This is a genomic window from Streptomyces sp. NPDC088252, assembly GCF_044740965.1.
In the GTDB taxonomy this organism is placed as follows: Bacteria; Actinomycetota; Actinomycetes; order Streptomycetales; family Streptomycetaceae; genus Streptomyces.
On sequence record NZ_JBIURS010000006.1, the window covers coordinates 252,357 to 277,935 of the forward strand.

24 protein-coding genes are annotated in these 25,579 nt (G+C 71.5%); 17 read left to right on the forward strand and 7 right to left on the reverse strand.

What is annotated here, in order from left to right:
* Window positions 1–41: 41 nt before the first annotated feature.
* From ACIOHC_RS15080 to ACIOHC_RS15095, 4 genes are all read left to right on the forward strand, one after another.
* Entirely contained in the window at window positions 42–1,106 is a 1,065-nt protein-coding gene (locus ACIOHC_RS15080; protein ID WP_365691507.1) for a glycine betaine/L-proline ABC transporter ATP-binding protein, read from the forward strand.
* On the forward strand, window positions 1,099–3,732 hold the full coding sequence (locus tag ACIOHC_RS15085) for an ABC transporter permease/substrate binding protein (RefSeq protein ID WP_401842937.1): 2,634 nt from the start codon (window positions 1,099–1,101) through the stop codon (window positions 3,730–3,732). The genes ACIOHC_RS15080 and ACIOHC_RS15085 overlap by 8 nt, the downstream gene beginning before the upstream one ends.
* 149 nt (window positions 3,733–3,881) lie before the next feature.
* Window positions 3,882–4,427, forward strand: coding sequence for an XRE family transcriptional regulator (locus ACIOHC_RS15090; protein WP_351079264.1), 546 nt, complete (start codon window positions 3,882–3,884; stop codon window positions 4,425–4,427).
* 16 nt (window positions 4,428–4,443) lie between these two features.
* Window positions 4,444–5,151, forward strand: coding sequence for a helical backbone metal receptor (locus tag ACIOHC_RS15095; protein ID WP_351079266.1), 708 nt, complete (start codon window positions 4,444–4,446; stop codon window positions 5,149–5,151).
* Here the strand turns inward: ACIOHC_RS15095 and ACIOHC_RS15100 are convergent.
* Window positions 5,090–6,241 carry a TDT family transporter gene (locus tag ACIOHC_RS15100; RefSeq protein WP_365691510.1) on the reverse strand — a complete coding sequence of 384 codons (1,152 nt, stop codon included), beginning with the start codon at window positions 6,239–6,241 and terminating at the stop codon, window positions 5,090–5,092. The two genes, ACIOHC_RS15095 and ACIOHC_RS15100, sit on opposite strands and share 62 nt — an antisense overlap.
* Before the next feature lie 70 nt (window positions 6,242–6,311).
* On the opposite strand from ACIOHC_RS15100, the gene ACIOHC_RS15105 reads away from it, so the two are divergent.
* Window positions 6,312–7,235 (forward strand): LysR family transcriptional regulator, encoded by a 924-nt coding sequence (locus ACIOHC_RS15105; protein ID WP_351079271.1) that lies wholly within the window; start codon window positions 6,312–6,314, stop codon window positions 7,233–7,235.
* Between the two features lie 45 nt (window positions 7,236–7,280).
* On the opposite strand, the gene ACIOHC_RS15110 is transcribed toward ACIOHC_RS15105, so the two are convergent.
* Together ACIOHC_RS15110 and ACIOHC_RS15115 are read right to left on the reverse strand one after the other, a co-directional pair.
* Window positions 7,281–8,033 carry a gamma-glutamyl-gamma-aminobutyrate hydrolase family protein gene (locus ACIOHC_RS15110; protein WP_365691511.1) on the reverse strand — a complete coding sequence of 251 codons (753 nt, stop codon included), beginning with the start codon at window positions 8,031–8,033 and terminating at the stop codon, window positions 7,281–7,283.
* Window positions 8,034–8,176: 143 nt separating this feature from the next.
* Complete coding sequence (locus tag ACIOHC_RS15115) at window positions 8,177–8,872, reverse strand: FCD domain-containing protein (protein ID WP_351079350.1); 696 nt, start codon at window positions 8,870–8,872, stop codon at window positions 8,177–8,179.
* A gap of 125 nt (window positions 8,873–8,997) precedes the next feature.
* Between ACIOHC_RS15115 and ACIOHC_RS15120 the strand changes: the two genes are divergently transcribed.
* Genes ACIOHC_RS15120 through ACIOHC_RS15130 form a run of 3 tightly spaced genes read left to right on the forward strand, consistent with a single transcriptional unit; the run spans window position 8,998 to window position 12,551 of the window.
* Window positions 8,998–10,365 carry a glutamine synthetase family protein gene (locus ACIOHC_RS15120; RefSeq protein ID WP_365691512.1) on the forward strand — a complete coding sequence of 456 codons (1,368 nt, stop codon included), beginning with the start codon at window positions 8,998–9,000 and terminating at the stop codon, window positions 10,363–10,365.
* 8 nt (window positions 10,366–10,373) lie between these two features.
* Window positions 10,374–11,753, forward strand: coding sequence for an aldehyde dehydrogenase family protein (locus ACIOHC_RS15125; RefSeq protein WP_401842940.1), 1,380 nt, complete (start codon window positions 10,374–10,376; stop codon window positions 11,751–11,753).
* A gap of 6 nt (window positions 11,754–11,759) precedes the next feature.
* A complete protein-coding gene (locus tag ACIOHC_RS15130) occupies window positions 11,760–12,551 on the forward strand; it encodes a 3-oxoacyl-ACP reductase (RefSeq protein ID WP_351079279.1) in 792 nt (263 codons plus the stop codon).
* Window positions 12,552–12,766: 215 nt separating this feature from the next.
* Here ACIOHC_RS15130 and ACIOHC_RS15135 read toward each other — a convergent pair whose 3' ends face one another.
* Window positions 12,767–13,969, reverse strand: coding sequence for an amino acid deaminase/aldolase (locus tag ACIOHC_RS15135; protein WP_351079281.1), 1,203 nt, complete (start codon window positions 13,967–13,969; stop codon window positions 12,767–12,769).
* A gap of 619 nt (window positions 13,970–14,588) precedes the next feature.
* Here ACIOHC_RS15135 and ACIOHC_RS15140 point away from each other — a divergent pair.
* Both ACIOHC_RS15140 and mycP read left to right on the forward strand, forming a co-directional pair.
* On the forward strand, window positions 14,589–15,497 hold the full coding sequence (locus ACIOHC_RS15140; RefSeq protein ID WP_401842994.1) for a hypothetical protein: 909 nt from the start codon (window positions 14,589–14,591) through the stop codon (window positions 15,495–15,497).
* Window positions 15,494–16,687, forward strand: a complete 1,194-nt coding sequence (gene mycP / locus ACIOHC_RS15145; RefSeq protein WP_365691515.1) for a type VII secretion-associated serine protease mycosin — start codon at window positions 15,494–15,496, stop codon at window positions 16,685–16,687. Before ACIOHC_RS15140 ends, mycP begins: the two co-directional genes overlap by 4 nt.
* Before the next feature lie 24 nt (window positions 16,688–16,711).
* Here mycP and ACIOHC_RS15150 read toward each other — a convergent pair whose 3' ends face one another.
* Complete coding sequence (locus tag ACIOHC_RS15150) at window positions 16,712–17,623, reverse strand: serine hydrolase (RefSeq protein WP_351079286.1); 912 nt, start codon at window positions 17,621–17,623, stop codon at window positions 16,712–16,714.
* A gap of 132 nt (window positions 17,624–17,755) precedes the next feature.
* Here ACIOHC_RS15150 and ACIOHC_RS15155 point away from each other — a divergent pair, with 132 nt between their 5' ends.
* Complete coding sequence (locus ACIOHC_RS15155) at window positions 17,756–18,484, forward strand: SseB family protein (protein WP_351079288.1); 729 nt, start codon at window positions 17,756–17,758, stop codon at window positions 18,482–18,484.
* Between the two features lie 187 nt (window positions 18,485–18,671).
* On the opposite strand, the gene ACIOHC_RS15160 is transcribed toward ACIOHC_RS15155, so the two are convergent.
* Entirely contained in the window at window positions 18,672–19,034 is a 363-nt protein-coding gene (locus ACIOHC_RS15160) for a DUF1844 domain-containing protein (RefSeq protein ID WP_093896122.1), read from the reverse strand.
* Window positions 19,035–19,374: 340 nt separating this feature from the next.
* Here ACIOHC_RS15160 and infC point away from each other — a divergent pair, with 340 nt between their 5' ends.
* From infC to ACIOHC_RS15180, 4 genes are all read left to right on the forward strand, one after another.
* Window positions 19,375–20,070: a translation initiation factor IF-3 gene (gene infC / locus ACIOHC_RS15165; protein ID WP_351079291.1), complete on the forward strand. Its 696-nt coding sequence runs from the start codon at window positions 19,375–19,377 to the stop codon at window positions 20,068–20,070.
* A 121-nt stretch (window positions 20,071–20,191) separates the two neighbouring features.
* Window positions 20,192–20,386: a 50S ribosomal protein L35 gene (rpmI, locus tag ACIOHC_RS15170; RefSeq protein ID WP_114243588.1), complete on the forward strand. Its 195-nt coding sequence runs from the start codon at window positions 20,192–20,194 to the stop codon at window positions 20,384–20,386.
* A 108-nt stretch (window positions 20,387–20,494) separates the two neighbouring features.
* The gene (gene rplT, locus ACIOHC_RS15175) at window positions 20,495–20,878 is read left to right on the forward strand and encodes a 50S ribosomal protein L20 (protein WP_018103794.1); all 384 of its coding nucleotides are present in this window, start codon (window positions 20,495–20,497) and stop codon (window positions 20,876–20,878) included.
* Window positions 20,879–21,021: 143 nt separating this feature from the next.
* Window positions 21,022–21,855 (forward strand): TrmH family RNA methyltransferase, encoded by an 834-nt coding sequence (locus ACIOHC_RS15180; RefSeq protein WP_401842942.1) that lies wholly within the window; start codon window positions 21,022–21,024, stop codon window positions 21,853–21,855.
* Window positions 21,856–21,870: 15 nt separating this feature from the next.
* On the opposite strand, the gene ACIOHC_RS15185 is transcribed toward ACIOHC_RS15180, so the two are convergent.
* Window positions 21,871–23,145 (reverse strand): helix-turn-helix domain-containing protein, encoded by a 1,275-nt coding sequence (locus ACIOHC_RS15185; protein ID WP_351079298.1) that lies wholly within the window; start codon window positions 23,143–23,145, stop codon window positions 21,871–21,873.
* 122 nt (window positions 23,146–23,267) lie between these two features.
* On the opposite strand from ACIOHC_RS15185, the gene ureA reads away from it, so the two are divergent.
* Window positions 23,268–23,879 carry an urease subunit gamma gene (gene ureA / locus ACIOHC_RS15190; protein ID WP_351079300.1) on the forward strand — a complete coding sequence of 204 codons (612 nt, stop codon included), beginning with the start codon at window positions 23,268–23,270 and terminating at the stop codon, window positions 23,877–23,879.
* Window positions 23,876–25,561: an urease subunit alpha gene (locus ACIOHC_RS15195; RefSeq protein ID WP_401842943.1), complete on the forward strand. Its 1,686-nt coding sequence runs from the start codon at window positions 23,876–23,878 to the stop codon at window positions 25,559–25,561. Before ureA ends, ACIOHC_RS15195 begins: the two co-directional genes overlap by 4 nt.
* Window positions 25,562–25,579: the final 18 nt, after the last annotated feature.

The following is a 25,579-nucleotide window of genomic DNA, read 5'->3' on the forward strand; positions in this document are numbered from 1 at the left end:
AGCACTTGTACAAAGTGTTCGGCAGACGACCCGATCAAGCCGTGCAGAAGCTCGAAAGCGGCGCCGACCGCGACGAGCTGCGCGCCGACGGAACGACCGCAGCGGTGATCGACGCCTCGTTCACCGTCGACCCGGGACAGATCTTCGTCGTGATGGGTCTGTCCGGGTCCGGGAAGTCCACGTTGCTGCGCATGCTCAACGGACTTCTGGATCCCACAGCCGGACGCGTGTTGTTCGACGGCCAGGACCTGACCGCCCTGAGCCCAGCCGAACTGCGCCACGTCCGGTCCTCCAAGATCAGCATGGTGTTCCAGCACTTCGCGCTCTTCCCCCACCGGAGCGTGCTGGAGAACGCCGCGTACGGACTCGAAGTGCAGGGCGTGCCGCGCGCCGAGCGCGAGAAGCGCGCCGCCGAGGCGCTGGAGCTGACCGGTCTCGCCGGCTGGGAGAAGTCCTGGCCCGACGAGCTGTCCGGCGGTATGCAGCAGCGCGTCGGCCTGGCCCGAGCCCTGGCCACCGACGCCGACCTGCTGCTGATGGACGAGTCCTTCAGCGCGCTCGACCCGCTGATCCGCCGTGACATGCAGGACCAGCTGCTCGAACTCCAGAAACGCCTGAAGAAGACCATCGTCTTCATCACCCACGACCTCAACGAGGCCATGCGCCTCGGGGACCGTATCGCCGTGATGCGCGACGGGAGGATCGTCCAGCTCGGCACCGCCGAGGACATCCTCGTCACCCCGGCCAACGACTACGTCGCCTCCTTCACCCAGGACGTCGACCGCACCCGGGTGCTGACCGCGGGCGCCATCATGGCGGAGCCGCACACCGTCATGGGCACCGGCGCGGACGGCGGCGAGGAATTGCGTACCGCCGACGACGTCCTCAGGGCGGCCCCGGCCACCGTCACCGAGTCCACACCGATCATCGAGCTCTTCACGCCCTGCTCGCGGAGCGGAGTCGCGGTCGCCGTGACCGATGCCGAGGGCAAGCTCGTCGGCGTCGTACCGCGGGCCCGGCTGCTCGCCGTCCTCGGCGAGCCGATGACCCCCACCGAGGCCCCCGAGGACGTCACGGCCACCGCGAAGAAGGTGGCCAGTGTTTAGGCTCCACCTGGGTGACTGGGTCGACTCCGCGGTCGCCTGGCTGCAGACCCACCTGTCCTGGCTGTTCGACGCGATCAGCTCCGTCGTCAGCGGCATGTTCGACGGCATAGCCGCCGTCCTCTCCGCCCCCGCCCCGCTGCTCTTCGCGGGCATCGTCGCCGTCATCGCCTGGTGGCTGCGCGGCCTGCTCGCGGGGGTGCTCGCCTTCGTCGGCTTCGCCGTCATCGACTCCGTCGAGCTGTGGGACGAAGCGATGGACACCCTCACGCTGGTCCTCGTCGCCACCATCATCGCGCTGGTGCTGGCCGTGCCGGTGGGCATCTGGGCGTCCCGCTCCAAGACCGTCAGCGCGGTGATCCGGCCGGTCCTGGACTTCATGCAGACCATGCCCGCCATGGTCTATCTGATCCCCGGCGTCATCTTCTTCGGCGTGGGCGTGGTGCCCGGCATCATCGCCACGATCATCTTCTCGCTGCCCCCGGGCGTCCGGATGACCGAACTCGGCATCCGCCAGGTCGACGCCGAACTCGTCGAGGCGGCCGAGGCCTTCGGCACCACCCGGCGCAACACCCTGCTGCGGGTCCAGCTGCCGCTGGCCCTGCCCACGCTCATGGCGGGCATCAACCAGGTCATCATGCTGGGCCTGTCCATGGTGGTCATCGCCGGCATGGTCGGCGGCGGCGGCCTCGGCGGCGCCGTCTACCGCGCCATCGGCAATGTCGATGTCGGCCTCGGCTTCGAGGCGGGCATCTCCATCGTCATCGTGGCGATGTACCTGGACCGGATGACCAGCGCGCTCGGCCGTGAGGTCTCCCCGCTCGCCCGGCGCGCGCTCGCCAGGGCGCAGGCGACGGCCGGCGGGTTGAAGATCTGGAACCACCGCCCGCAGCCCGTCGTCGCCGTCGTCGGCATCGTCGTCCTCGCGCTCGTCGCGGGCGGCATGGGCCTCTTCGGCTCCTCCCGCTCGGACAAGTCCACCGCCGCCGGCGCCTCGGACATCGGCGCGGGCAAGAAGATCAGCATGGGCTACATCCCCTGGGACGAGGGCATCGCCTCCACCTTCCTGTGGAAGGAGATGCTGGAGCGGCGCGGCTTCCAGGTCGACGTCAAGCAGTACGAGGCCGGTGCGCTCTACACCGGTATGGCCAACGGCCAGATCGACTTCGAGACCGACTCGTGGCTCCCGGTCACCCACGCCAGCTACTGGAAGAAGTACCAGGACCGCCTGGAGGACATGGGCTCGTGGTACGGCCCCACCTCGCTGGAGCTGGCCGTCCCCTCGTACTTGAAGGACGTCCGGTCGCTGGACGACCTCAAGGGCAAGTCCTCGCAGTTCAAGGGCCGGATCGTGGGCATCGAGCCGAGCGCCGGCGAGATGGGCCTGCTCAAGGACAAGATCCTGCCGGGTTACGGCCTGGACAAGGAGTACAAGGTCGTCGACGGCTCCACGCCGTCGATGCTGGCCGAGCTGAAGCGCGCCTACGCCAAGAAGGAACCGATCGTCGTTCCGCTCTGGTCGCCGCACTGGGCGTACGACCAGTTCGAACTGACGAAGCTCAAGGACCCCAAGAACCTCTGGGGCAAGGGCGACGGCATCCACACCCTGGCCCGCAAGGGCTTCTCGTCCGACAACCCCGAGGTCGGCACCTGGCTCAAGAACTTCAAGATGAGCGAGGACCAGCTCACCAGCCTGGAGGCGGAGATCCAGAAGGCCGGCTCCGGCAAGGAGCAGGAGGCCGTCCGCACCTGGCTGAAGGCCAACCCGGGTGTCGCCGACAAGTGGACCCCCGTCGCCGAGGCCGGTGCGTCCAAGAGCGCGAACGGCAAGGACGAGCGCGACCGTGCCGTCGAGATGGCCTGGTTCCCCTGGGAGGAGGACATCGCCGCCACGTATCTGTGGAAGGCGGTCCTGGAGGAGCGCGGCTACAAGATCAACCTCAAGCAGTTCGAGGTCGGTCCGATGTACACCGCGATGTCCCGAGGCCAGATCGATGTGCAGTTCGACGGCTGGCTCCCGTACACCCAGAAGAACTACTGGGAGAAATACGGCTCCCGGCTGACCGACATCGGGTCCTGGTACGGCCCGACCTCGATCGAGGTCGCGGTGCCCGACTACGTCAAGGACGTCACGTCCCTCGCCGACCTCAAGGGCAAGTCCTCGCAGTTCAAGGGCCGGATCATCGGCATCGAGCCGGGCACCGCCACGATGGAGAACCTCAAGAAGAACGTCCTGCCGACCTACGGCCTGGACAAGGAGTACAAGGTCGTCGACTCCTCGACGCCCGGCATGCTCGCCGAGCTGAAGCGCGCGTACGCCAAGAAGGAGCCCATCGCGGTGCTGCTCTGGACGCCGCACTGGGCGTACAACGAGTTCGGCATGACCAAGCTGAAGGACCCGGAGAAGGCCTTCGGCGACGGGGACCGGCTGCACACCATCGCCAGCAAGGACTTCCCGAAGCAGTACCCGCAGCTGACGAAGTGGTTCAAGAACTTCAAGCTGAGCGAGGACCAGCTCGCCGGCCTGGAGAACGAGATCCAGAAGCGCGGCACGGGGCATGAGGAGGAAGCCGTGAAGGCCTGGATGGAGAAGAACCCGGGCATCACGGACAAGATGGCTCCGCAGTAGGGCCCGGAGCACCGGAAAGGGGTGGGCGCCGCCGTCGGCGGGCCCACCCCTTCGGGCTGTCCGGACGCTCGTGAACCGGCCGACCTTGCGCAACCGTATGCGTAATGTGCCCGCAGCCGGAAGGATGACGAGTCGGGAGGGAGCCGGACATGGACGACAAGGAAGCACTCCGCGTGGGCGCCGCGGTCCGCCGACGACGCAGATCCCTGGGGCTCACCCTGGCGGCGGTCGCCGGCCGCAGCGGCCTGTCCGTGCCGTTTCTCAGCCAGATCGAGAACGAGCGGGCCAGGCCCAGCGCCCGGTCCCTGGACCGGGTCGCCGAAGCCCTGGAGACCACCACGGCACGGCTGCGCGCCGCCGCGGACTCGGCGCGCGCCGTCGACGTCGTGCGGGCGGGCGAGGGAGACGGGGTACGCAGGGTGGTGCGCGGACGCCACCAGCTCAGCGCCCTGGAGTTCACCGGCGAACTCGACCTCGGGCGCGAGTTCCAGCACCGCAACGACGAGCTGATGTACGTGGTGCGGGGTGCGGCGGAGGTGGAGGCGGAGGGGCAGGCGCACCGGCTGGAGGAGGGCGACACGCTGTTCCTGTCCGGCGGGGTACGGCACCGCTGGCGGGCCACGATGCCGGGTACGCGGCTGCTGGTCGTCGCGGTCGCCGAGCACATCGACGCCACTTTCGAGCCACGTCGCTGAGGGAGGAGCAGCCGCCGTGCGAGTCGTCTCCCTGGTCCCCTCGCTCACCGAGGCCGTCGCCGTCACCGCCCCGGGCCTGCTGGTCGGCGTCACCGACTGGTGCACCCACCCGCCGGGCCTGACCGCCGCCCGGATCGGCGGCACCAAGAACCCCGACGTGGCCGCCGTCGTCGCGCTCCGGCCCGATCTCGTCGTCGCCAACGAGGAGGAGAACCGCGCGACCGATCTCGCGGCGCTCGGGGACGCCGGGATCGAGGTGCTCGTCACCGAGGTCCGCACCCTCGACCAGGCCTTCGAGGAACTGGAAAGGGTCCTGGTCACCGCCTGCGGCCAGGCCAGGCCGCGCTGGCTGGACGAGGCCGAGGCCGCCTGGGCCGCGCTCCCGGCGCCCCGCGCCCCGCGCCGTGCGGTCGTGCCCGTCTGGCGCAGGCCCTGGATGGTGCTGGGCCGTGACACCTTCTCCGGGGACCTGCTGGCCAGACTCGGCGTCGAGAACGTCTACGCGCACCACGCCGAGCGCTATCCCCGCATCCCGCTCGACGCGCTCAACACGGCGGGTGCCGATCTGGTCGTCCTGCCCGACGAGCCGTACCGCTTCACCGCGGACGACGGGCCCGAGGCGTTTCCCGCACTGCCCGCCGCACTCGTCGACGGGCGATTCCTCACGTGGTACGGGCCGTCACTGGCGCAGGCGCCTTCGGCGCTGCGAGCAGCGCTCCGCTGAACAGCCCGCGCAGCGTCCGGAGCCCGGCCACCGCCCATGCCGTCACCAGCAGCACGTACAGCGCGACGGCCAGCCACGTGTACGCCGTCAGCCCGGTGTGCCGGGCCAGACCCGTGGCGCCCGTGACACACGTACCGACCGGGAAGGTGAAGCCCCACCACGTCATGCTGAAGGTCATGCCGTTCCGTGCGGCCCGCACCACCAGGGCGACGGCCAGCGCCAGCCACAGCAGCGCGAAACCCATCACCGGTACCCCGTACAGCACGGCGAACACCCCGAGGCCCGAGGCGTAGGGCGCCCCGATCGCCCCCGGTGCCACGTCGGCGAGCTGGTTGACCGCGGTCGTCGACTGGCCCAGCGGACCGAGGACCAGGAACAGCGTGGGCGTCAGTGCGAGCGGCAGCGGGCCCTGGTGGACGAGGCGGGCGAAGACGAGCGGCAGCATCACCAGCGTGGCCAACAGGCTCAGCCCGAACATCGCGTAGCAGGCCAGCAGCATCGCCTCCCGCCACTGACCGGCGGGCAGCTCCGGCACCAGGAGCGGGCCGAGTGCCGCGGAGACCATCGGGGCGACCACCGGCAGCAGCCACACCGGCGACGCGGTGCCGGGCTCGACCCGGTGACGCACGACCATCAGATACGGAATCGCGACCGCGGAGGCCAGCCCGACGATCGTCCCCGCCGTGTACAGCACGACATCGAGGGTCAGGGCCGCCGGATGCCCGATGACGTCCCGGCCGACCACCATCGTCGAGCCGCCGACGGCCAGCAGCGCCATCGCGAGACAGCCGTAGAACGGCGCGACGGCCGGGTCGAGCAGATGGGTACGGGCCTGGTCGCGATGGGCGATCCAGTGGCCGGTACGGGCCGTGAGCACGGCGACGAGCATCACGGTCGCGAGCGCCCACACCACCGTGCAGACACCCCGGAGACCCGGGACGTGCACGGGCAGGGTGGCACCCGCGCTCGCGACGATGGCGGTGCCCATGACGGTCGCGTACCAGTTGGGGCCGATGTGCCGCAGGTGCGGAAGCCGGGGAGCGGGCGCATACGTGGCTGGGGACTGCTGAGTCTGCGGAAAGATGGCCATGCCACGATTTTCGGCGCGCGGGTCCGGCCCCACCAGGGATCCCGTCTCTATGAGGTCATAAGCTGGCTTTATGTCCGGTGAACAGAACATTCCGCTCGCGCACCGGGTTCCCGACCTCGGTGCGCTGGAGCTGCTCCTCGCCGTCGCCCGGCACGGCAGTCTGGGGCGCGCGGCACGGGACGTGGGCGTCACCCAGCCCGCGGCCAGCAGTCGCATCCGGTCGATGGAGCGGCAGCTCGGCCTGGCCTTGCTGGACCGTTCACCGCGCGGCTCCCGGCTCACCGACGCGGGCGCGCTGGTCACCGACTGGGCGCGCAGGATCGTCGAGGCGGCCGAGGCGTTCGACGCCGGAGCGCAGGCGCTGCGCGACCGGCGGGACTCCCGGTTGCGGGTCGCCGCCTCGATGACCATCGCCGAATACCTGCTGCCGGGCTGGCTCATAGCGCTGCGCGCCGAACGGCCGGACACCGCGGTCTCGCTGCTCGCCGGAAATTCGGCGGCGGTCGCGGGGCGGCTTCTCGTCGGCGAGGCCGACCTCGGTTTCGTGGAGGGCCTCTCCGTGCCGCAAGGGCTCGACGGCACGGTCATCGCCCACGACCGTCTCGTCGTCGTGGTGGCCCCGTCGCACGCGTGGGCCCGCCGCCGCACCGCCCTGACCCCGCAGGAACTGGCCGCGACCCCGCTGATCCTGCGCGAGCACGGCTCCGGCACCCGCCAGGTCCTGGACGCCGCCCTGGCCGTGCACGGCGGCCTCGCCCAGCCCCTGCTCGAACTCTCCTCGACCACCGCGGTGAAGGGGGCGGCCGAGAGCGGCGCGGGACCGTGCGTGCTGAGCGAACTGGCGCTGGGCGAGGAGCTGTCCGCCAGGCGGCTGGTCAAGATCCCGATCGCCGGAGTACGGCTCCGCCGTCAGCTCCGTGCCGTATGGCCCTCGGGCCACCGCCCGACCGGCCCGGCCCGGGATCTGCTGTCGCTCACGGGCCGCGACCTGTAGCGGTCCGGGCTGCGGGCCGACGGCGGGCCCCGCGGCGGCGCACTCTCAGGCCCCCGCCGTCCGCGGTGGCGTGAGGTCCGCGAACGGCGTACGGGCCCGGACCGGTCGGGTCGTGGAGGCCGTCACCAGTGCCCGCGTCAGCCGTGGGTCGTCGCCCATCTCCGGATGCCACTGCACCCCGAGCACCCACTGGGCTCCCGGCAGCTCGACCGCCTCGATCGTGCCGTCCGGCGCGTGCGCGGACACCACCAGCCCCGGTGCCAGACGCTCCACGCACTGGTGGTGGTAGGTGGGGACGTCGGTCTCCTCGGGCACGATCGACGCGTAGAGGGTGTCCGGTACGGGGGTCACGGGGTGGGTGCCGAGGACTCCGGTCGCGCCCAGTGGGCCGGCGTGCCCATCGAGGTGCTGGACCAGGGTGCCGCCGAGCGCCACATTGAGCAGTTGCATACCGCGGCAGATGCCCAGCACCGGTGTGCCGGACTCCAGTGCGGCCCTGATCAGCGCAAGCTCCCAGGCATCACGCTCCCGCGCCGGCGGACCGGTCCGGAAGTCCCGCTCCGCGCCGTACCGTTCCGGTTCCACATCGGCACCGCCCGCGATCACGAGGCCGTCCAGCCGGGCCACCGCGCCCGCCGCCCGGCCGGGGGCGTCCGGGGGGAGCAGCGCGGCGAGGCCGCCGGACCGTTGGACCATGCGTGGGTAGGCGGCCGGGAGGAGGGCGGCGGGCAGTTCCCAGACACCCCAGCGCGCCACGGGCTCCAGATAGGTGGAGACGCCGATGAGAGGTTCGGACACGGGACGGTCCCTCCGGTCGGCCGCCTGTGCGGGCGGACTCGGTTCCATGATGTCAATGGTGGCAGAGGATACCTTTACGATTCCGTGGGACGGTACAGCAGCGGCAGCGGTGCATCCGGCTGCCTGCCGCGGCTCAGAGCCGCTCAGGCCAGGAATCCGCGCAGCAACGCGGCCGTGCCCGCACAGTGCTCGCGCATCACCGCACGCGCCGCCTCCGCGTCCCCGTCGAGAACCGCCTCGACCAGACTCGTGTGCTGATGCTGCGAATGCTCCAGGTTCCGCACCAGCAGCGGTATGCAGTCGAGCAGGTCGTTGAGCGTGGCCCGGACCGCCGCGTACTGCGCGGTCAGCGTTGCGGAGCCGGAGAGTTCGGTCAGGGTGAGATGGAACAGGGTGTCGATCCTGCGGTACTCGGGCAGAGGTGCTTCGTGAGTCGCCGTCAGAGCCGCACGCAGCCGGTCCGCGCCCTCGTCCGTCAATCCCTGTGCGGCGCACAGCCCGGCGGCCCCGGCCTCCAGCACCTCGCGGAAGCGCAGCACGTCCTCGATGTCGACGGACTCCACCTTCCGGCGCAGCTCGTCCTCGCCCGGACTGCCGGTGCGGGGCAGCACGAACGTCCCGCCGTACCGCCCCCGCCTGCTCTCCACCAGGCCCTGGTCCTGCAGGACCTTCAGCACCTCGCGCAGCGTGACCCGGCTGATCCCCATCAGCTCGGCCAGCTCGCGCTCGGCCGGCAGCCGCCCGCCGCCGGGCACCAGGCCGAGCCTGACCACCTGGAGGATCTGCTCCAACGCCTCCTCGAAGCCGTTCCCCGCCCGGACGGGCCGCAGCACGGGCATCGGACGGTCGGTGAACTCGCTCTCCTCGGCCACGTCCCGTTTTCCCTTCACAATTAATGGTTCTCTCGCATACCTTAAGCGTTCCGGCTGACCGATGTTCCGGCTGACCGAAGGAGGAGTATCCCGTGGCAGACCGAACCCCACCGCTCGGGATCGAGGAGCTGCGCGCCCTCGTCGCAAGCGGTGAGATCGACACCGTCGTCCTCGCCTTCCCCGACATGCAGGGACGGCTGCAGGGCAAACGGTTCGCCGCCCGCTTCTTCCTCGACGAGGTCGTGGAGCACGGCACCGAGGGATGCAACTACCTGCTCGCCGTCGACACGGACATGAACACCGTCGACGGATTCGCGATGTCCTCCTGGGACCGCGGCTACGGCGACTTCGCCATGCACGCCGATCTCTCCACCCTGCGCCCGGCGCCCTGGAACGAGGGCACGGCCATGGTCATGGCCGACCTCACCCAGGAGGACGGCTCCCCCGTCGCCGCCGCGCCCCGGCGGATCCTGGGCCGTCAACTGGAACGGCTGGCGGAGCTCGGCTACACGGCCCATGTCGGCACCGAACTCGAATTCATCGTCTTCAAGGACACCTACGAGCAGGCCTGGGACCGCAACTACCGTGACCTGACCCCGGCCAACCAGTACAACATCGACTACTCCGTCCTCGGCACCGGCCGCGTCGAGCCGCTGCTGCGCCGCATCCGCAACGACATGACCGCCGCGGGGCTCACCGTCGAGTCCGCCAAGGGCGAGTGCAACCCCGGCCAGCACGAGATCGTGTTCCGTTACGACGAGGCCCTGGTCACCTGCGACCAGCACGCCGTCTACAAGACCGGCGCCAAGGAGATCGCCGCCCAGGAGGGCGTCGCGCTCACCTTCATGGCCAAGTTCAACGAGCGCGAGGGCAACTCCTGCCACATCCACCTCTCGCTCCAGCCCGTCGACGAGGCCGGGCACAACGCCATGGCGGACGAGGACGGCGGCATGTCCCCGGTGATGCGGCACTTCCTCGCCGGACAACTGGCCGCCCTGCGCGACTTCTCCCTCCTCTACGCGCCCAACATCAACTCCTACAAACGCTTCCAGCCGGGCTCCTTCGCCCCGACCGCCGTCGCCTGGGGGCACGACAACCGCACCTGTGCGCTGCGCGTCGTCGGCCACGGCCGCTCGACGCGCTTCGAGAACCGGCTGCCCGGCGGTGACGTCAACCCGTACCTCGCTGTCGCCGGCATGGTCGCGGCGGGCATCCACGGCATCGAGAAGGGACTCGAACTCCCCGAGCCGTGCGGGAGCAACGCCTACACCGCCGCATACGACCACGTTCCCACCACGCTGCGCGAGGCCGCCGAACTCTGGGAGAGGAGCGAGATCGCCACGGCGGCCTTCGGCGACGACGTCGTCGCGCACTACCGCAACATGGCCCGCGTCGAACTCGAAGCCTTCGACGCCGCAGTGACCGACTGGGAGCTCCGCCGCTCCTTCGAACGACTGTGAGGCACTGAGTGACCACACCCGACCACCCGGTGGAACACCGCGTACTCAACCCGGCCACGGAAGAACTCCTCGCCATCGTCGCGTCCACCACCGTCGCCGAGGTCGACGCGGCGGTCGTCCGGGCCGCGGCCGCCCAGCGCACCTGGGCCGCCCTCGCCCCCGCCGACCGTGCCCGGCTGCTGCGCCGCTTCGCCCTGGCCGTCGACGGCGAAGCCGAGCAACTGGCCCGACTGGAGGTCCAGGAGGCCGGCCACACGCTCGGCAACGCCCGCTGGGAAGCGGCCAACGTCCGTGATCTGCTCGACTACGCGGCCGGGGGAGTGGAACGGCTCACCGGCCGGCAGATCCCGGTGCCCGGCGGACTCGACATCACGCTCCTCGAACCCCTCGGTGTCATCGGCGTCATCGCACCCTGGAACTTCCCCCTGCCGATCGCCGCCTGGGGCGTCGCCCCCGCCCTCGCCGCGGGCAACGCCGTACTCCTCAAACCCGCCGAGACCACCCCGCTCACCTCGCTGCGACTGGCCGGGATCGCCCTGGAGGCAGGGCTTCCGGAACATCTGCTCCAGGTGCTGCCGGGCGCGGGCGACGTGACGGGCGATGCCATGGTCGAGCATCCCGGCATCGCCAAGATCGTCTTCACCGGCTCCACCCGGGTCGGCAGGCACATCATGGCCAAGTGCGCCGCCCGGGTGAAGCGGCTCACCCTCGAACTCGGCGGCAAGAGCCCCAACATCGTCTTCGCCGACGCCGACATCGAGGCCGCCGCGGCCGCCGCGCCCATGGCGTTCCTGGACAACGCGGGGCAGGACTGCTGCGCCCGCACCCGCATCCTGGTCCAGCGATCCGCGTACGACCGTTTCCTGGAACTCCTCGCCCCCGCGATCGAATCGGTCGTCGTGGGCGACCCGTCCGACGAGAACACCCAGATGGGCCCGTTGATCTCCCGGGCGCAGCTGGAACGGGTCCGCGGCTACGTCCCCGAGGACGCGACCGTCCTCAGCGGAAAGGCACCCGAAGGCCCCGGGTTCTGGTTCCCGCCGACCGTCCTCACCGACGCCCGCCCGGACTCGCCCGTCGCCACCGAAGAGGTCTTCGGACCGGTGGCCGTCGTCCTGCCCTTCGACGACGAGGCCGACGCCGTCCGGCTCGCCAACGCCACGGAGTACGGCCTGGCCGGCTCGGTCTGGACCCGTGACGTGGGCCGCGCGCTGCGCGTCTCGCAGGCGGTCCGGGCCGGAAACCTCTCCGTCAACTCCCACTCCAGTGTCCGCTACTGGACCCCGTTCGGCGGCTACGGGCAATCCGGACTCGGCCGCGAACTCGGCCCCGACGCGCTCGCCGCATTCACCGAGACCAAGAACGTCTTCTTCAGTACGGAGGCCTGAGCCCGCATGACCACCACCGACAGCGAGAACATCTGCCGCCGCCTGGTCGGCCGCACCGCCGTCATCACCGGAGCCGCCAGTGGCATCGGCCTCGCCACCGCACGCCGCCTGGCGTCGGAGGGCGCGAACGTCGTCTGCGGGGACATCGACGAGAACGCGGGCAAGGCCGCGGCCGAGGAGATCGGCGGCACCTTCGTACGCGTGGACGTCACCGACCCGGAACAGGTCGAGGCGCTCTTCAGGACCGCGTTCGACACCTACGGTTCCGTCGACATCGCCTTCAACAACGCGGGCATCTCCCCGCCCGACGACGACTCCATCCTCACCACCGGCCTGGAGGCGTGGAAGCGCGTCCAGGACGTCAATCTGACCTCCGTCTACCTCTGCTGCAAGGCCGCCCTGCCCTACATGCGCCGCCAGGGCCGCGGCTCGATCATCAACACCGCGTCCTTCGTCGCGATCATGGGAGCCGCCACCAGCCAGATCTCGTACACCGCGTCCAAGGGCGGCGTCCTCGCCATGTCCCGCGAACTCGGCGTGCAGTTCGCCCGCGAGGGCATCCGGGTCAACGCGCTGTGCCCGGGACCGGTCAACACCCCGCTGCTCCAGGAACTGTTCGCCAAGGATCCGGAACGCGCGGCCCGCAGGCTGGTGCACGTCCCGGTCGGCCGCTTCGCCGAGGCAACGGAGATCGCGGCGGCGGTCGCCTTCCTCGCGAGCGACGACTCCTCGTTCGTCAACGCCACCGACTTCCTCGTCGACGGGGGCATCTCCGGCGCGTACGTCACCCCCCTCTAGACCCTTCCGCGCGAAGTGGCCGAAACAGACCGACAGGGGCTCGAAGGGCCCCTGTCGGCGGCGGAAACCTGGAGTGGGGGGATGAGCGACGCGCCACCGCCGGGCCGGTATCCGCGAGCCGCGACGCCGGGCACCGATCCGGCCGATCGACGACGGCCGGACGAGCGGCGGCATGGGCAGTTCCGTGGCGCCCGGCCCCGGCCAAAGGCCCCGGCTCAGAGAAACGTACGGCCCTCGCCCCGGTACGTCGGCACGGCCGCCGTCACACGGTCGCCCTCGATGAGCTGCAACTCGTCGAAGCGCTCGCACAGTTCACCGGCCTTCGCATGCCGGAACCACACCTTGTCACCGATCAGCAGATCGTCGGCCGGGGCACCGAGCAGCGGGGTCTGCACCTCGCCCGGCCCCTCCTGCCCGTCGTAGCGCAGCCCCTCCGGCAGATACGGGACCGGCAGCCGGTCCGCGCCCGCGGGCCCGGACGCCGGATAGCCGCCCCCGAGGACCGTCACCACACCCACACCCGGCCGACGCACCACCGGCTGGGCGAACAGCGCCGCCGGACGCGCCGTGAACGACGTGTAGTTGTCGAACAGCCGCGGTACGTAGAGCCCGGAGCCGGCCGCGATCTCGGTCACCGCGCGCTCCGCCGTCGTGTGCTGGACGCTGCCGGTGCCACCGCCGTTCACGAACTCCAGATCCGGTGCCACCGCCCGCACCGCCCGCACCACCTCGGCCCGCCGGACAGCCAGCTCCCTGCGGCCCGTGGCCTGCATCAGCCGGATCGCCCGGGAGCGCAGCGGCCGGCCCGCGACCGAGTCGCCGACCCCGGCGATGTGCCCCTCGTACGCCATCAGACCCACCAGCCGGAAGCCGGGCCTGCGCGCCACCGAGCGTGCCAGCTCGGCCAGTTGGGCGGGGGAGCGCAGCGGTGAGCGCAGGGCGCCGATCCTCACCCGGCCGCCGAGCAGCCGCAACGAGGTGTCCAGCTCCAGGCAGACCCGGATCTCCTCGCGGCCACCGGCCCGCGCCGCGTCGATCAGCTCCAGCTGCGCGTGGTCGTCCACCATCACCGTCACGGCGGCGGCCAGCTTCGGGTCGGCGGCGAGCTCAGCGAAGGCGGCCCGGTCGGCCGACGGATAGGCCAGCAGTACGTCCTCGAAACCGGCCCGCGCCAGCCACAGCGACTCGGCCAGCGTGAACGACATGATCCCCGCGAAGCCGGGCCGCGCGAGCACCCGCTCCAGCAGGGCCCGGCAGCGCACCGACTTGCTCGCCACCCGGATCGGCTTCCCGCCGGCCCGGCGCACGAGATCGTCGGCGTTGGCGTCGAACGCGTCCAGGTCGACGATGGCGATCGGGGCGTCCAGATGGGCGGTGGCCCGGTCGTAGCGGGTCCGGTCAGCGGCGCGGGCAGTCATGGCCGCAGCTTGCCAGACGTCCGTACCGCTGGGTAGGGGGATGATCTGCGCAGATCCTCCGGGGGCGCGGCGTCCTGCTCCCGCAGGGGCCGTCCCACCCCGTAGAGTGACGGGCACGCGGCAACCAACAGGCCTGCCTGTGACGTCGATCCGCGCACGGTACGGAACAGGATCAGGGGGGCGGATGAGTACCGAGGCGCAACGTGCTCCTGTCCCGCCCCGCCCCACGACCCCGCCGCCATCGATGACCGCGGGCCCGGCGCGGCGATCTGACGACACCTCGGCCGCCGCACCCCTTCCGCCGCGTCCCGCAACCCCGCCGCCCGGAGCGCCGACACCGAACCCCGGTCCGGCCGTGCCCGTGGTCCCGGCCGCCCCGGCGCCGCACTCCGTGCCCCGGCCACCGCAGCCGGAGCAGCAGCCGGATCGGCCGGCGCCGCCTCAGGGGCCGCGGCCGGTGGTGACACCTCAGGCGCCGCCCGCGGCCGGAGCGCCGCCCGTGGAGACGACGACCCGGCTCCGGCCCGTTCCCCCGGCCCCCTCACCCGCCGTTCCCTCCGCCGCCCCGCCCCGCCCCGGTCAGCCGCCCGCCCCGACCCGCCGGCGGCCCGTCGGTGCCGTGGACCTCACCCCGCACCCGGGTGCGGGGGCATCACCGACCGGGCCGACTTGTCTCCCGCACGCGTACCAGCAGCCCCGGCAGCATTCGTACGGTCATCCGCCGCCCGAGACCCCCGTCGAGACCACGACCCGGCTGCGCCCGATCCGTACCCGCCACCCCCTCAGGACCGCGAGCGCCGCCGCCTGTGTGGTGCTCGGGCTCGGACTGATCGGCGGCGCGGCCACCGGCGCCTGGCTGACCAGCGATTCCTCGGCCGACCCCGCCGCCCACAGCGCCTACACCGTGGGCCGCTCGGCCTGGCACAGCGTCCCCGTGGACACGCTCTTCCCGCGCACGCTGGGCGGTGACGGAGCGGGGCCCGGCGGTGCCGACCGGGTCTGGACCCGGGTCGCCGTCGCCCCGGACGGCGGCTGCGCGCCGGCCCTGGACCCGCTGTTGGCCAGGACCCTCGCCCCCGTCGGGTGCGAGCGCATGCTCCGGGCCACCTACACCGATGCCACCAGCAGCAGCGTCACCACGGTGGGGGTGATCTTCACCGAGGGCGACACCGAGGCCATGAGGGCGCTGAGCACCCGCTTCACCGACCAGCACCTCGACCGGCGCGCGGATCTGATGCCCCGCGCGTATCCCGTCGAGGACACGGTCGCCGCCGGATTCGGCGACCGGCAGCGCGCCAGCTGGACCATCCACGTTCTGACCGAGGTCCCCGTCGTCGTGTTCGCCGTCTCCGGATTCGCCGACGGCCGCACGGTCCCCGATCCGCAACCCGCCGCCAGGGCCGTCGCCGCGAACGCCACCACGGCCGCCGCCCAGGCCGGACTCGGTCACGAGGCCAAGGGAATCGCCGACCGGATCGAGCGCGGCCTGCGCCGGACCGTCACCGACCTCACGGAGAAGCCGGAATGAGCCGCCGCGCACGCCGCCGCGTCCTGGGTGCCGTCTGTGCCGCCGCCGCGTTCGCGTTGCTGCCCGCGGTGCCGGCCAGGGCCGACGCCATCCGGGACCAGCAGTGGGGCCTTCAGGCACTCCACACCGATCAGGTCTGGCGGACCACCAAGGGCAGGGGAATCACCGTCGCCGTCGTCGACACCGGGGTGGACGGGAGCCTCCCCGACCTGGCGGGCCAGGTGCTGCCCGGCAAGGACATGATCGGCTTCGGCGCCGGCCGGGGCGACCGCTCCTGGGCCCGGCACGGCACCGCGATGGCCGGGATCATCGCAGGTCACGGCCATGGCGACGGACACGGCGACGGCGTCCTGGGCATCGCGCCCGAGGCGAAGATCCTTCCGGTCCGGGTGATCCTCGAAGCCGCCGACCCGTCCCGCGCCAAGGCCCGGGAGTCCCGGGGCACGGCCCTCGCCGACGGCATCCGCTGGGCCGCCGACCACGGCGCCGACGTCATCAATCTCTCGCTCGGCGACGACAGCGAGTCGGCCCACCCCGAACCGGGCGAGGACGCCGCCATCCAGTACGCGCTGAAGAAGGGTGCCGTCGTCGTCGCCTCGTCGGGCAACGGGGGCGAGAAGGGCGACCACATCTCGTACCCCGCCGCCTATCCCGGCGTGATAGCGGTCGCCGCCGTCGACCGGTACGGCACCCACGCCGCGTTCTCCACCCGCCGCTGGTACGCGACCGTCAGCGCCCCCGGAGTGGACATCGTCGTCGCCGCCCCCGACCGCCGGTACTACGTGGAGTGGGGCACCTCCGCCGCCGCCGCGTTCGTCTCGGGCGCGGTCGCGCTGGTCCGCGCCGCGCACCCGGGACTGACCCCCGCCCAGATCAAGCGCCTGCTCACGGACACGGCGCGCAGCGCCCCCGCGTCCGGCCGGGACGACGCCCGGGGATACGGGATCGTCGACCCCGCAGCGGCGATCAGGGCCGGGGCCGCGCTCCGTCCGGCCGGCCTGCGTGCCGAGTCCGCCGGGGCCGGATACCGGAAGCGGTACTTCGGCGCCGGCCCCACCCCCGAGCGCCATGACAGCGGTCCCGCGGGCTGGCTCGCCCCCGCCGCGGGCGGTCTCGGAGCGGTCCTGCTGGCACTGGCCGTGGTGCTGTGGCGGGGCAGGGGCGGCAGACCGGCGACCGTACGGCGCTGAACGCGGCACCCGCCCGTCGCCTGCTCACCGCGCGGCGTCGAGCACACCCACCGCCGCTTTCGCCACCGACTCGACGAGCGCGATGCCCGTCTCCTTCGTCCGCTGCCCGCCCGACAGCACCGCCACCAGATAGGTGCGGCCGTCCGCCCGCACCTGTCCGATGCTGTTGATGTCCCACAGCCCGGTCGTCGTCCGGGGCAGCCAGCCGTTCTTCAGGGCCCAGTCGCTGCCTGCCGCCGACACCCCCCACTGCTGGTCGGCCACGACCTGCCCCATCAGCCGCCGCAGATAGGCGCGGGAGGCCGCGCTCAGTTCCGATTCCGTACCGAACACCGCTTTCAGCAAAGCCAGTTGATCCGCCGCCGTGGTCTGGGTCAGCCCCCATGCGTGCGCCGCCGTCGTCCCGGTCAGGCCCAGGCGTTCATTGGCCGCGTCGAGTGCTTCCGCCCCGCCGATCGCCCGCAGCAGCGCGGTGGCGGAGGCGTTGTCGCTCCGCTCGATCATGGCCCTCGCGTGGCCGTGCTCGCCGGCGGTGAGCACGCGCTTCTCGTCCTGGGCCATGAGCAGCAGCGCCGCGAGTATGTCGACCTTGACGATGCTGGCGGTGTCGTACGCCCCGTCCCCGTAGACCGCCCGCGCCCCGCTCCCGGTGTCCAGCACCGCGACGGACACCTCCGCGTCACCCACGTCGGTCAGCAGCGGCTCCACCGCCGCGGCCAGCGCCGCGTCGAGATCCACCGTCGGCTCCTCACTCGTCGTTGCCGGGACCGGAGTGCTCCCGGCGGCCGGTACGGACGATACGGACGCCGCAGTGCGGGGAGTGTGATCCGACGACAGGTCGGCCAGGCAGATGCCACCCGCGGCCGAACCCGCCAGCAGGATCACGACCGTCACGGATGCGAACAGGGCGGAGCCGCGGAATCTTTTTCGGGACATGCCCCGGACGCTAGGAACGGCACCTGGGAACAGGCTGGGTCCGACCTGTTGCCGGGGTGAGAAACCCCCGGTTGCCGGGGTGAGAAACCCCCGGTTGCCGGGGTGGGAAACCCCAGGCACTACGCTCGCCCTGTGGCGCTGAAGAACATTCCGGACCCCGGTTACTCCGACGACGACGGCACGGCCTCCCCGGCCCTGACCGCGGCACTCGCCGCCTGGTCCGAGGACCGGAAGGCCATCGGCCCGGTACTCGAAGCTCTCAAGGGTGCCCGGCTCCTGGTCCCCGTCGTCGCCGTCCTGGGGGAGGTGGAGGAGGACGAGAAGGGGCTGCGTCGCGAGAAGACCAGCGACATGGCCGTCCCCACCCTTCAGGCGGGGGACCGCCGGGCCCTGCCCGCCTTCACCTCGACCGACTCGCTGGCCCGCTGGGATCCGCAGGCCCGCCCCGTCGCCGTGCCCCTGCACCAGGCACTGCAGGCCGCCGCGCACGAGAAGGCGGACACGGTCGTCCTCGATCTCGCCGGACCGGTGGCCTTCGAGCTGACCGGTTCCGCCCTGCTCGCCCTCGCCGAGGGCCGCACCAGTGCCGATCCGCTGGACGACCCCGCGGTCACCTCGGCGGTGCGGCAGGCGGTCGCCGCGGAACCCGCGGTGCTCCGCGCCCACCTCGGTCCCGGGCGGGCGGACGGCACCCTCGCGCTCGTGCTCGCACCCGACGTGGACCCCGCCGACGCCGCCCGGCGGGTCGCGGAACGGCTGGCGGACGATGAGGTCCTGCGCGCGCGCCTCGTGCGCGGCCTGGACCTGGCGCTGCTCCCGGCCGATGCGGCCGCGCCCGGTGAGGCCCTGTTCACGCGCTGACCGTCCGGTCCGTCCCACACGTACGGATGCACGCGTCGACCGGCGTACGGACGGCTGTCTGCTGCCGGAGGGCTTTTCGGCCCCGGCAGGTGCCGGGGCCGAGGAAGACGACGGCCGTGGACCCGGGCCCGGGACGGGCAGGGGCCCACGGCCGTCGTCGTGGAGCAGTACGGACGAGCGGGTGGGCTCAGCCGAAGACGGGACCCGTGTACTTCTCCCCGGGACCCTGGCCGGGCTCGTCCGGAACGAGCGACGCCTCGCGGAACGCGAGCTGCAGGGACTTCAGGCCGTCACGCAGCGGAGCCGCGTGGAACGAGCTGATCTCGGTGGTGCTGGCGTCCAGCAGGCCGGCCAGCGCGTGCACCAGCTTGCGGGCCTCGTCGAGGTCCTTGTGCTCGTCGCCGTCCTCGGTAAGTCCGAGCTTCACGGCTGCGGCGCTCATCAGATTGACCGCGACCGTCACGATCACCTCGACCGCGGGCACCTCCGCGATGTCGCGGGCCATGTCGTCGAAGCCGGGGGAATCGGTGGTGGGGGTCGCGTCACTCATGAGCCATACGATAGGCCCCCTGCGGCGCCCCCCTGTCTGCGGGAGCCGCGAGCTGCAGCCGGTTAGCGCACGCCCGGGGGAACTGCTAACCTTGTGTAACGACCGGCTGGGTACCTATGTGCTCGGCCCACAAGTGGAGGCTCCGATCTCCCACCTGGCCATCCTCCGGGATGGCAGGTCACCGGTCAGGTGGCGCCCATCGTTCCGTACGGACGATGGAGCCGCCCGATGCCCCGCGGTTGACCGCGGCGGTGTTCCGGTTTTCCAGGAGCCCCGCCTGTGTCCCGTCCGGGGCATTTTTGATGCGCTGGTGCGGTTGGTCTCACGAAACAGACGTTACGTGGCTGTCCGCCAGGCGGCCGCGTGGTGCTACCGAGGAGGATCCATCAGCGCCGAGCCCCGCATCAACGACCGGATTCGCGTGCCCGAGGTGCGACTTGTCGGTCCCAGCGGCGAGCAGGTCGGGATTGTTCCGCTTGCCAAGGCCCTGGAACTCGCACAGGAGTACGACCTCGACCTGGTCGAGGTGGCGGCGACCGCCCGTCCGCCCGTGTGCAAGCTCATGGACTACGGGAAGTTCAAGTACGAGTCGGCCATGAAGGCCCGTGAGGCGCGCAAGAACCAGGCGCACACGGTCATCAAGGAGATGAAGCTCCGGCCGAAGATCGACCCGCACGACTATGACACCAAGAAGGGTCACGTCGTCCGGTTCCTCAAGCAGGGCGACAAGGTCAAGATCACGATCATGTTCCGTGGTCGTGAGCAGTCCCGCCCCGAACTGGGCTTCCGACTGCTCCAGCGTCTCGCTTCGGACGTGGAGGAACTCGGCTTCATCGAGTCCAACCCGAAGCAGGACGGCCGGAACATGATCATGGTTCTGGGCCCGCACAAGAAGAAGACCGAAGCCATGGCCGAGGCCCGCGAGGCCCAGGCCGCCCGCAAGGCGGGGCGTCAGGGATCCACCCCGGACGCCGAGGCCGCGGGTGAGGCTGCGCCGCAGCCCGAGGCTTCGGCCGAGACACCTTCCGAGACGTGACCTCAGGGGGCCGCCATCCAGGCGGCCCCGGGTCCCCCCGGAATCCCCACCAAGATCTGACGCCCCTGCTGTCCGGTGCCCGCACCGAGAGGGGCGCCACTGACGAGGAGAGAACGGCGCGATGCCGAAGAACAAGACGCACAGCGGTGCCAGCAAGCGCTTCAAGATCACCGGCTCCGGCAAGGTGCTCCGTGAGCGCGCCGGCAAGCGCCACCTTCTTGAGCACAAGTCGTCCAAGAAGACCCGCTCGCTGACCGGCACGGTCGAGCTGGCCCCGGCCGACGCCAAGAAGGTCAAGAAGCTTCTCGGCAAGTGAGGCCGAAGCCTCCGGTGAGTCCGGGGGCGGCGACCTCGACCAGACCGGGACCAATTCGTTTCCGGGCCGTGTGAGTCCAACCACGGCCCCGCTACAAGGAGTTAAAAAGTGGCACGCGTCAAGCGGGCAGTAAACGCTCACAAGAAGCGCCGGGCAATCCTCGAGCAGGCCAGCGGTTACCGGGGCCAGCGCTCCCGCCTGTACCGCAAGGCGAAGGAGCAGGTCACCCACTCCCTCGTCTACAACTACAACGACCGCAAGAAGCGCAAGGGCGACTTCCGTCAGCTGTGGATCCAGCGCATCAACGCCGCTGCCCGCCAGAACGGCATGACGTACAACCGCCTCATCCAGGGTCTGAAGGCCGCCAACATCGAGGTGGACCGCAAGATCCTGGCCGAGCTCGCGGTCAACGACGCCAACGCGTTCGCCGCCCTCGTCGAGGTCGCCCAGAAGGCCCTCCCGAGCGACGTCAACGCCCCGAAGGCCGCCTGATCCAGGTCGCACTTCTTGGCTTCTGAGCCGGACCCGCAGGCGCTCGTCGTCTGCGGGTCCGGTGCGTTGCAGGACGTGTTCCGTACGTCCGTCACCTCCGTACCCGTCACCACCCCCGTACGCAGAGAGGCTCGCCGCCGACCATGGGCACCCCCGAACTGATCTCCCCGCGATCGCCGCGCGTCACCGCCGCCCGGCGGCTGGCCAAGCGCAATTTCCGCGGCAAGGAGCGCAGGTTCATCGCCGAGGGGCCGCAGGCCGTGCGCGAGGCCGCCGAGCACCGCGGCGACGACGGCCGGGCGACGCTGATCGAACTGTTCGCCACCGTCGAGGCGGCCGAGCGGTACGCCGACATCGTCGAAGCCGCCCACGCGGCCGGTGCCCGGGTGCACCTGGCGGACACGGGCGTGCTCGCCGATGTGTCGCAGACCGTCACCCCGCAGGGCCTGATCGGTGTCTGCCACTTCCTCGACTCGCCGTTCGAGGCCATCCTCGCCGCGAAGCCGAAACTGGTCGCCGTCCTCGCCCACGTGCGCGATCCCGGGAACGCCGGTACGGTGTTGCGCTGCGCCGACGCCGCGGGAGCCGACGCCGTCGTGCTCACGGACGCCTCGGTCGATCTCTACAACCCCAAGTCCGTCCGGGCCTCGGTCGGCTCGCTCTTCCACCTGCCGGTCGCCGTCGGCGTCCCGGTCGAGCAGGCCGTCCAGGGGCTGCGGGAGGCGGGCGTCCGGATCCTCGCCGCCGACGGCGCGGGTGACGACGACCTCGACGACGAGCTCGACGCGGGGACCATGGGCGGGCCGACCGCCTGGGTCTTCGGCAACGAGGCCTGGGGCCTGCCGGAGGAGACCCGGGCGCTGGCCGACGCCGTGGTACGGGTGCCGATCCACGGCAAGGCGGAGAGCCTCAATCTGGCGACGGCGGCGGCCGTCTGTCTGTACGCCTCCGCACGCGCCCAGCGCCCGCGCGGTTAGGGCCTCTCGTTCGGATCACGCCGGGGCCGTCCGGCCCGCCCCGTTCGCGGTCCCTCGGCCGGGACCTGCATCACCCGTCCACAGCCTCCCGGGACAGAACGACTGATCCGCGGACGCGGTCCTGGCTCGCAGGGCCACCGCGACCAGTGCCGCGTCGTCGGGGCGGCGGACGTCTCGGCCGGTCAGCTCGTGGAAGCGGGCGAAGCGGTGCTGAACCGTGTTGCGGTGGCAGTACAGCGCTGCCGCGGTGTCCGCGATGGAGCCGCTGCCGCGCAGATGCTCGGTGACGGTCTCCAGCAGGCGCGCCGCCTCCGAGGCCGACACCTCGGGAGCGTCGAGACCGCCCAGGACATCGGCGGCCAGATCCGTGCCGAAGTCCCCCGCCCGCCGCACCAGCACATCCAGCCAGCTGTCCTCCAGCAGCCTCGGTGAACGGGCGCCCGGCGGCAGCATCTGCGCCGTCGCGATGGCCAGCACGGCCGCCCTGGGGACCGCCGCGAGTCCGTTCGTCTGCGGCGAGACACCGCACGGCGTGGACGCGAGCCGGACCAGCACCGACTGCCAGGTGGTGCGCCGGCCCAGCTCCACCACCAGCACCGCGTCCCCGCCGACCGCCTGGTACTGCACCGGAGCACCCGCCGCGCGCAGCGCCGTCGCGGCCAGGTGCAGCCCCGAACCCTCCGCCGCCGGCGCCGCCGCGCACAGAAAGGTGCCCGCGCCGTCGAAGCCGAGGGCCAGCGCCGCGTTCCGTACCACCGTGGGGTTGTGGCCCTCGCTCTCCAGCAGCCGGGAGAACCACATCCGCCGCTCGTCCTCCTGGCGCCGGCCCATCTCCAGAACCGTGCGCTGATACGCCGTCATGATGCCCGTGACATGGGACTCGACGGCCTCCCACACGTGGTACGCGGACGTCACCAGCTCCGCCATGTCGGACTCGTCCGCCCGTTGGACCAGGGCCGCCCACACCACCCGGAAGTCCAGCCGGGCCGCTTCCAGCAGCGAGTCCAGCGGGACACCCTGGCGGGCCCGCTGCTCCCCCACGCGCTGCGACACCCCCGCGATGTGCGCCGGCACCGGCAGCTGTGCCACGGTCCGCAGCAGCAGCTCGAACGCCTGCCAGGCGGAGCTGCGGAAATCGGCGTCCGGCACCCGGTCCGCATAGGCGCTGCGGACCGGGTTGATCATCTCCATCCACTGGCCGATCAGCCCGTCGATGTTGTCCAGACACTGGCCCGCGAGCTCCGCGATCCGACGGGACGGGGCTGGGAATTCGGAAGCCGGGGTGTGCATATGACCAATGTAAGGGGCTGTACGGGTGATGTTTCGACGTTGGATCTGTGCTCGTTGCCCTCGAAGCTGAGGCAACCCGGAACCCCCTTCCGGGACCCGCCACATTCAGGGAGGTCCTGGCAGTGCATCTGACGCCTCGCGAGCAGGAGCGTCTCCAGCTGTTCACCGTCGCCGAGCTGGCCCGCCGGCGCAGGGCGCGCGGCAGGCGGCTGAACACGCCGGAGGCCATCGCGCTGATCTGCGACGAGGTGCTGGAAGCCGCCTGGGACGGGCTCGGTCTGGACGAGGTGATCGAGGTGGGCCGCTCCGTGCTCACCGAGGCCGAGGTGATGGACGGCGTGGCCGACATCGTCACCACCGTGCAGGTCGAGGCGCTCTTCCCCAGCGGCACCGCCCTCGTCGCCGTCGACCGGCCGATCGGTCCCGGGAGTCCGGACGCCGCGCCGGGTGCCGTCAGGACCGCCCCCGACCCGGTGCGGATCAACGAGGGGCGCCCACGCACCGTCCTCACCCTCCGCAACACCGGCGACCGCACGGTGTTCGTCTCCTCGCACTATCCGCTGCACGAGGTGAACGAGGCCCTGGAGCTGGACCGGGAAGCGGCTCGGGGGCTGCGGCTGGACATCGCGGCCGGCACCGCGCTGGCCTTCGAGCCGGGGGAGTCCCGGGAGGTCTCGCTGATCCCCCTCTCCCGCCACCCGCAGCACGCCCAGTCCGAGGAGCCGCGCGCATGACCAGCATCGACCGCCGTACGTACAACGCCCTGTACGGGCCGACCACCGGTGACCGCATCCGGCTCGGCGACACCTCGCTCTGGGTCGAGGTGGAGGCCGACGACGGCACCCCCGGCGACGAGCTGCTCGGTGGCTGCGGCAAGACCGTACGCGACGGACTGCTCGCCTCCCCGCGCTCCGACCGGGACTCCGCCCTGGACATGGTGGTCGCCGGAGTCGTCCTCATGGACCCGGTTCTCGGCGTACGCAAGACCGACATCGGCATCAAGGACGGCCGGATCGTCTCCGTCGGCGGCGTCGGCAATCCGGACGTGATGCCCGTCGAGTACGCCATCGACTCGCACACCTCGGTCGTCCCCGGCGAGGGGCTGATCGCCACCCCCGGCATCGTGGACAGCCACGTCCATCTCTCCTCGCCCGACGTGGCGCCCGCGGCGCTCGCGGCCGGAGTCACCACGCTCGTCGGCATGGGTCTCGGCGGGGTCTGGGAGATCGGCTGCAATCCGGCCCACAATCTGCACACCCTGATGAGCTCCTGGCAGGGCACCCCGCTCAACATCGCCTTCCTGGCCCGCGGTTCGTCCAGCTCGCGCACCCTGCTCGACGAGTCCGTGCTCGCCGGGGCCGGCGGCTTCAAGATCCATGAGGACTTCGGGGCCACCCCGCGCATCATCGACAACTGCCTCGACACCGCCGAGGCCGCCGATCTGCCGGTCGCCCTGCACACCGACTCCATGAACGAGTCCGGCTATCTGCGCGACACCATCGGCTCCACCCGGGGCCGGACCGTGCACGCGTACCACGTGGAAGGTGGCGGGGGGCACCCCGATCTGCTGGAGATCCTCTCCGAGCCGAACATCTTGCCGTCCTCCACCACGCCGACCATCCCGTACACCCCGAACACCGTCGGGGAGCTCTTCCCGATGACGATGACCGTGCACCGGCAGAACCACCACTCCGCCAGCGACATCGAGATTTCCAAGGGCCGTATCCGGGCCCACGCCATCGCCGCCGAGAACGCTCTGCACGACCTCGGTGCGATCTCCATCGTCAATTCCGACTCCATGGGCATGGGCCGCATAGCCGAGACCGTCCGCCGCACCTGGCAGCTCGCCCATCTCCAGGCCCTGGCGGCCGGCGAGGGCGGCGTGGAGCACCGCGCCAACGGGCGGGCCCTGCGCTATCTCGCCAAGATCACGCTCAACCCGGCGATCGCCCACGGCCTCGCGCACGAGGTCGGCACCGTCCAGGCGGGGCGCCTCGCGGACCTGGTGTTCTGGCACCCGGCGTACTTCGGGTCGAAGCCGGAGCTGGTCATCAAGGCCGGATTCGTGGCCTGGGGCAACACGGGGTCCGGCTCGGGATCGACCCGGCTGACCCAGCCCCGTACGTACCGGCCCTACTTCGGCGCCCTCGGCCGGGCGCCCGCACGGCTCTCCCGGATCTTCGTCGCCGAGGCAGCGCTGGCGGACCGGGCCGCCCGCGCGGCGTTGCCCAAGGGACTCGGCTACGCGCCGATCCGCGGCTCCCGCGGCCTCACCCGCGCCGACATGCTCCACAACACCGCGACCCCGCACGTCCTGGTGCCCCGCGAACCGGCGCCCGTCCTGGTCGACGGCGTCCCCACCGCAGCCCCCGCCGCCGACGCCGTGCCACTCGCCCAGCTGCACCACCTCGCCTGAGCCCGAAAGCCTCGAACC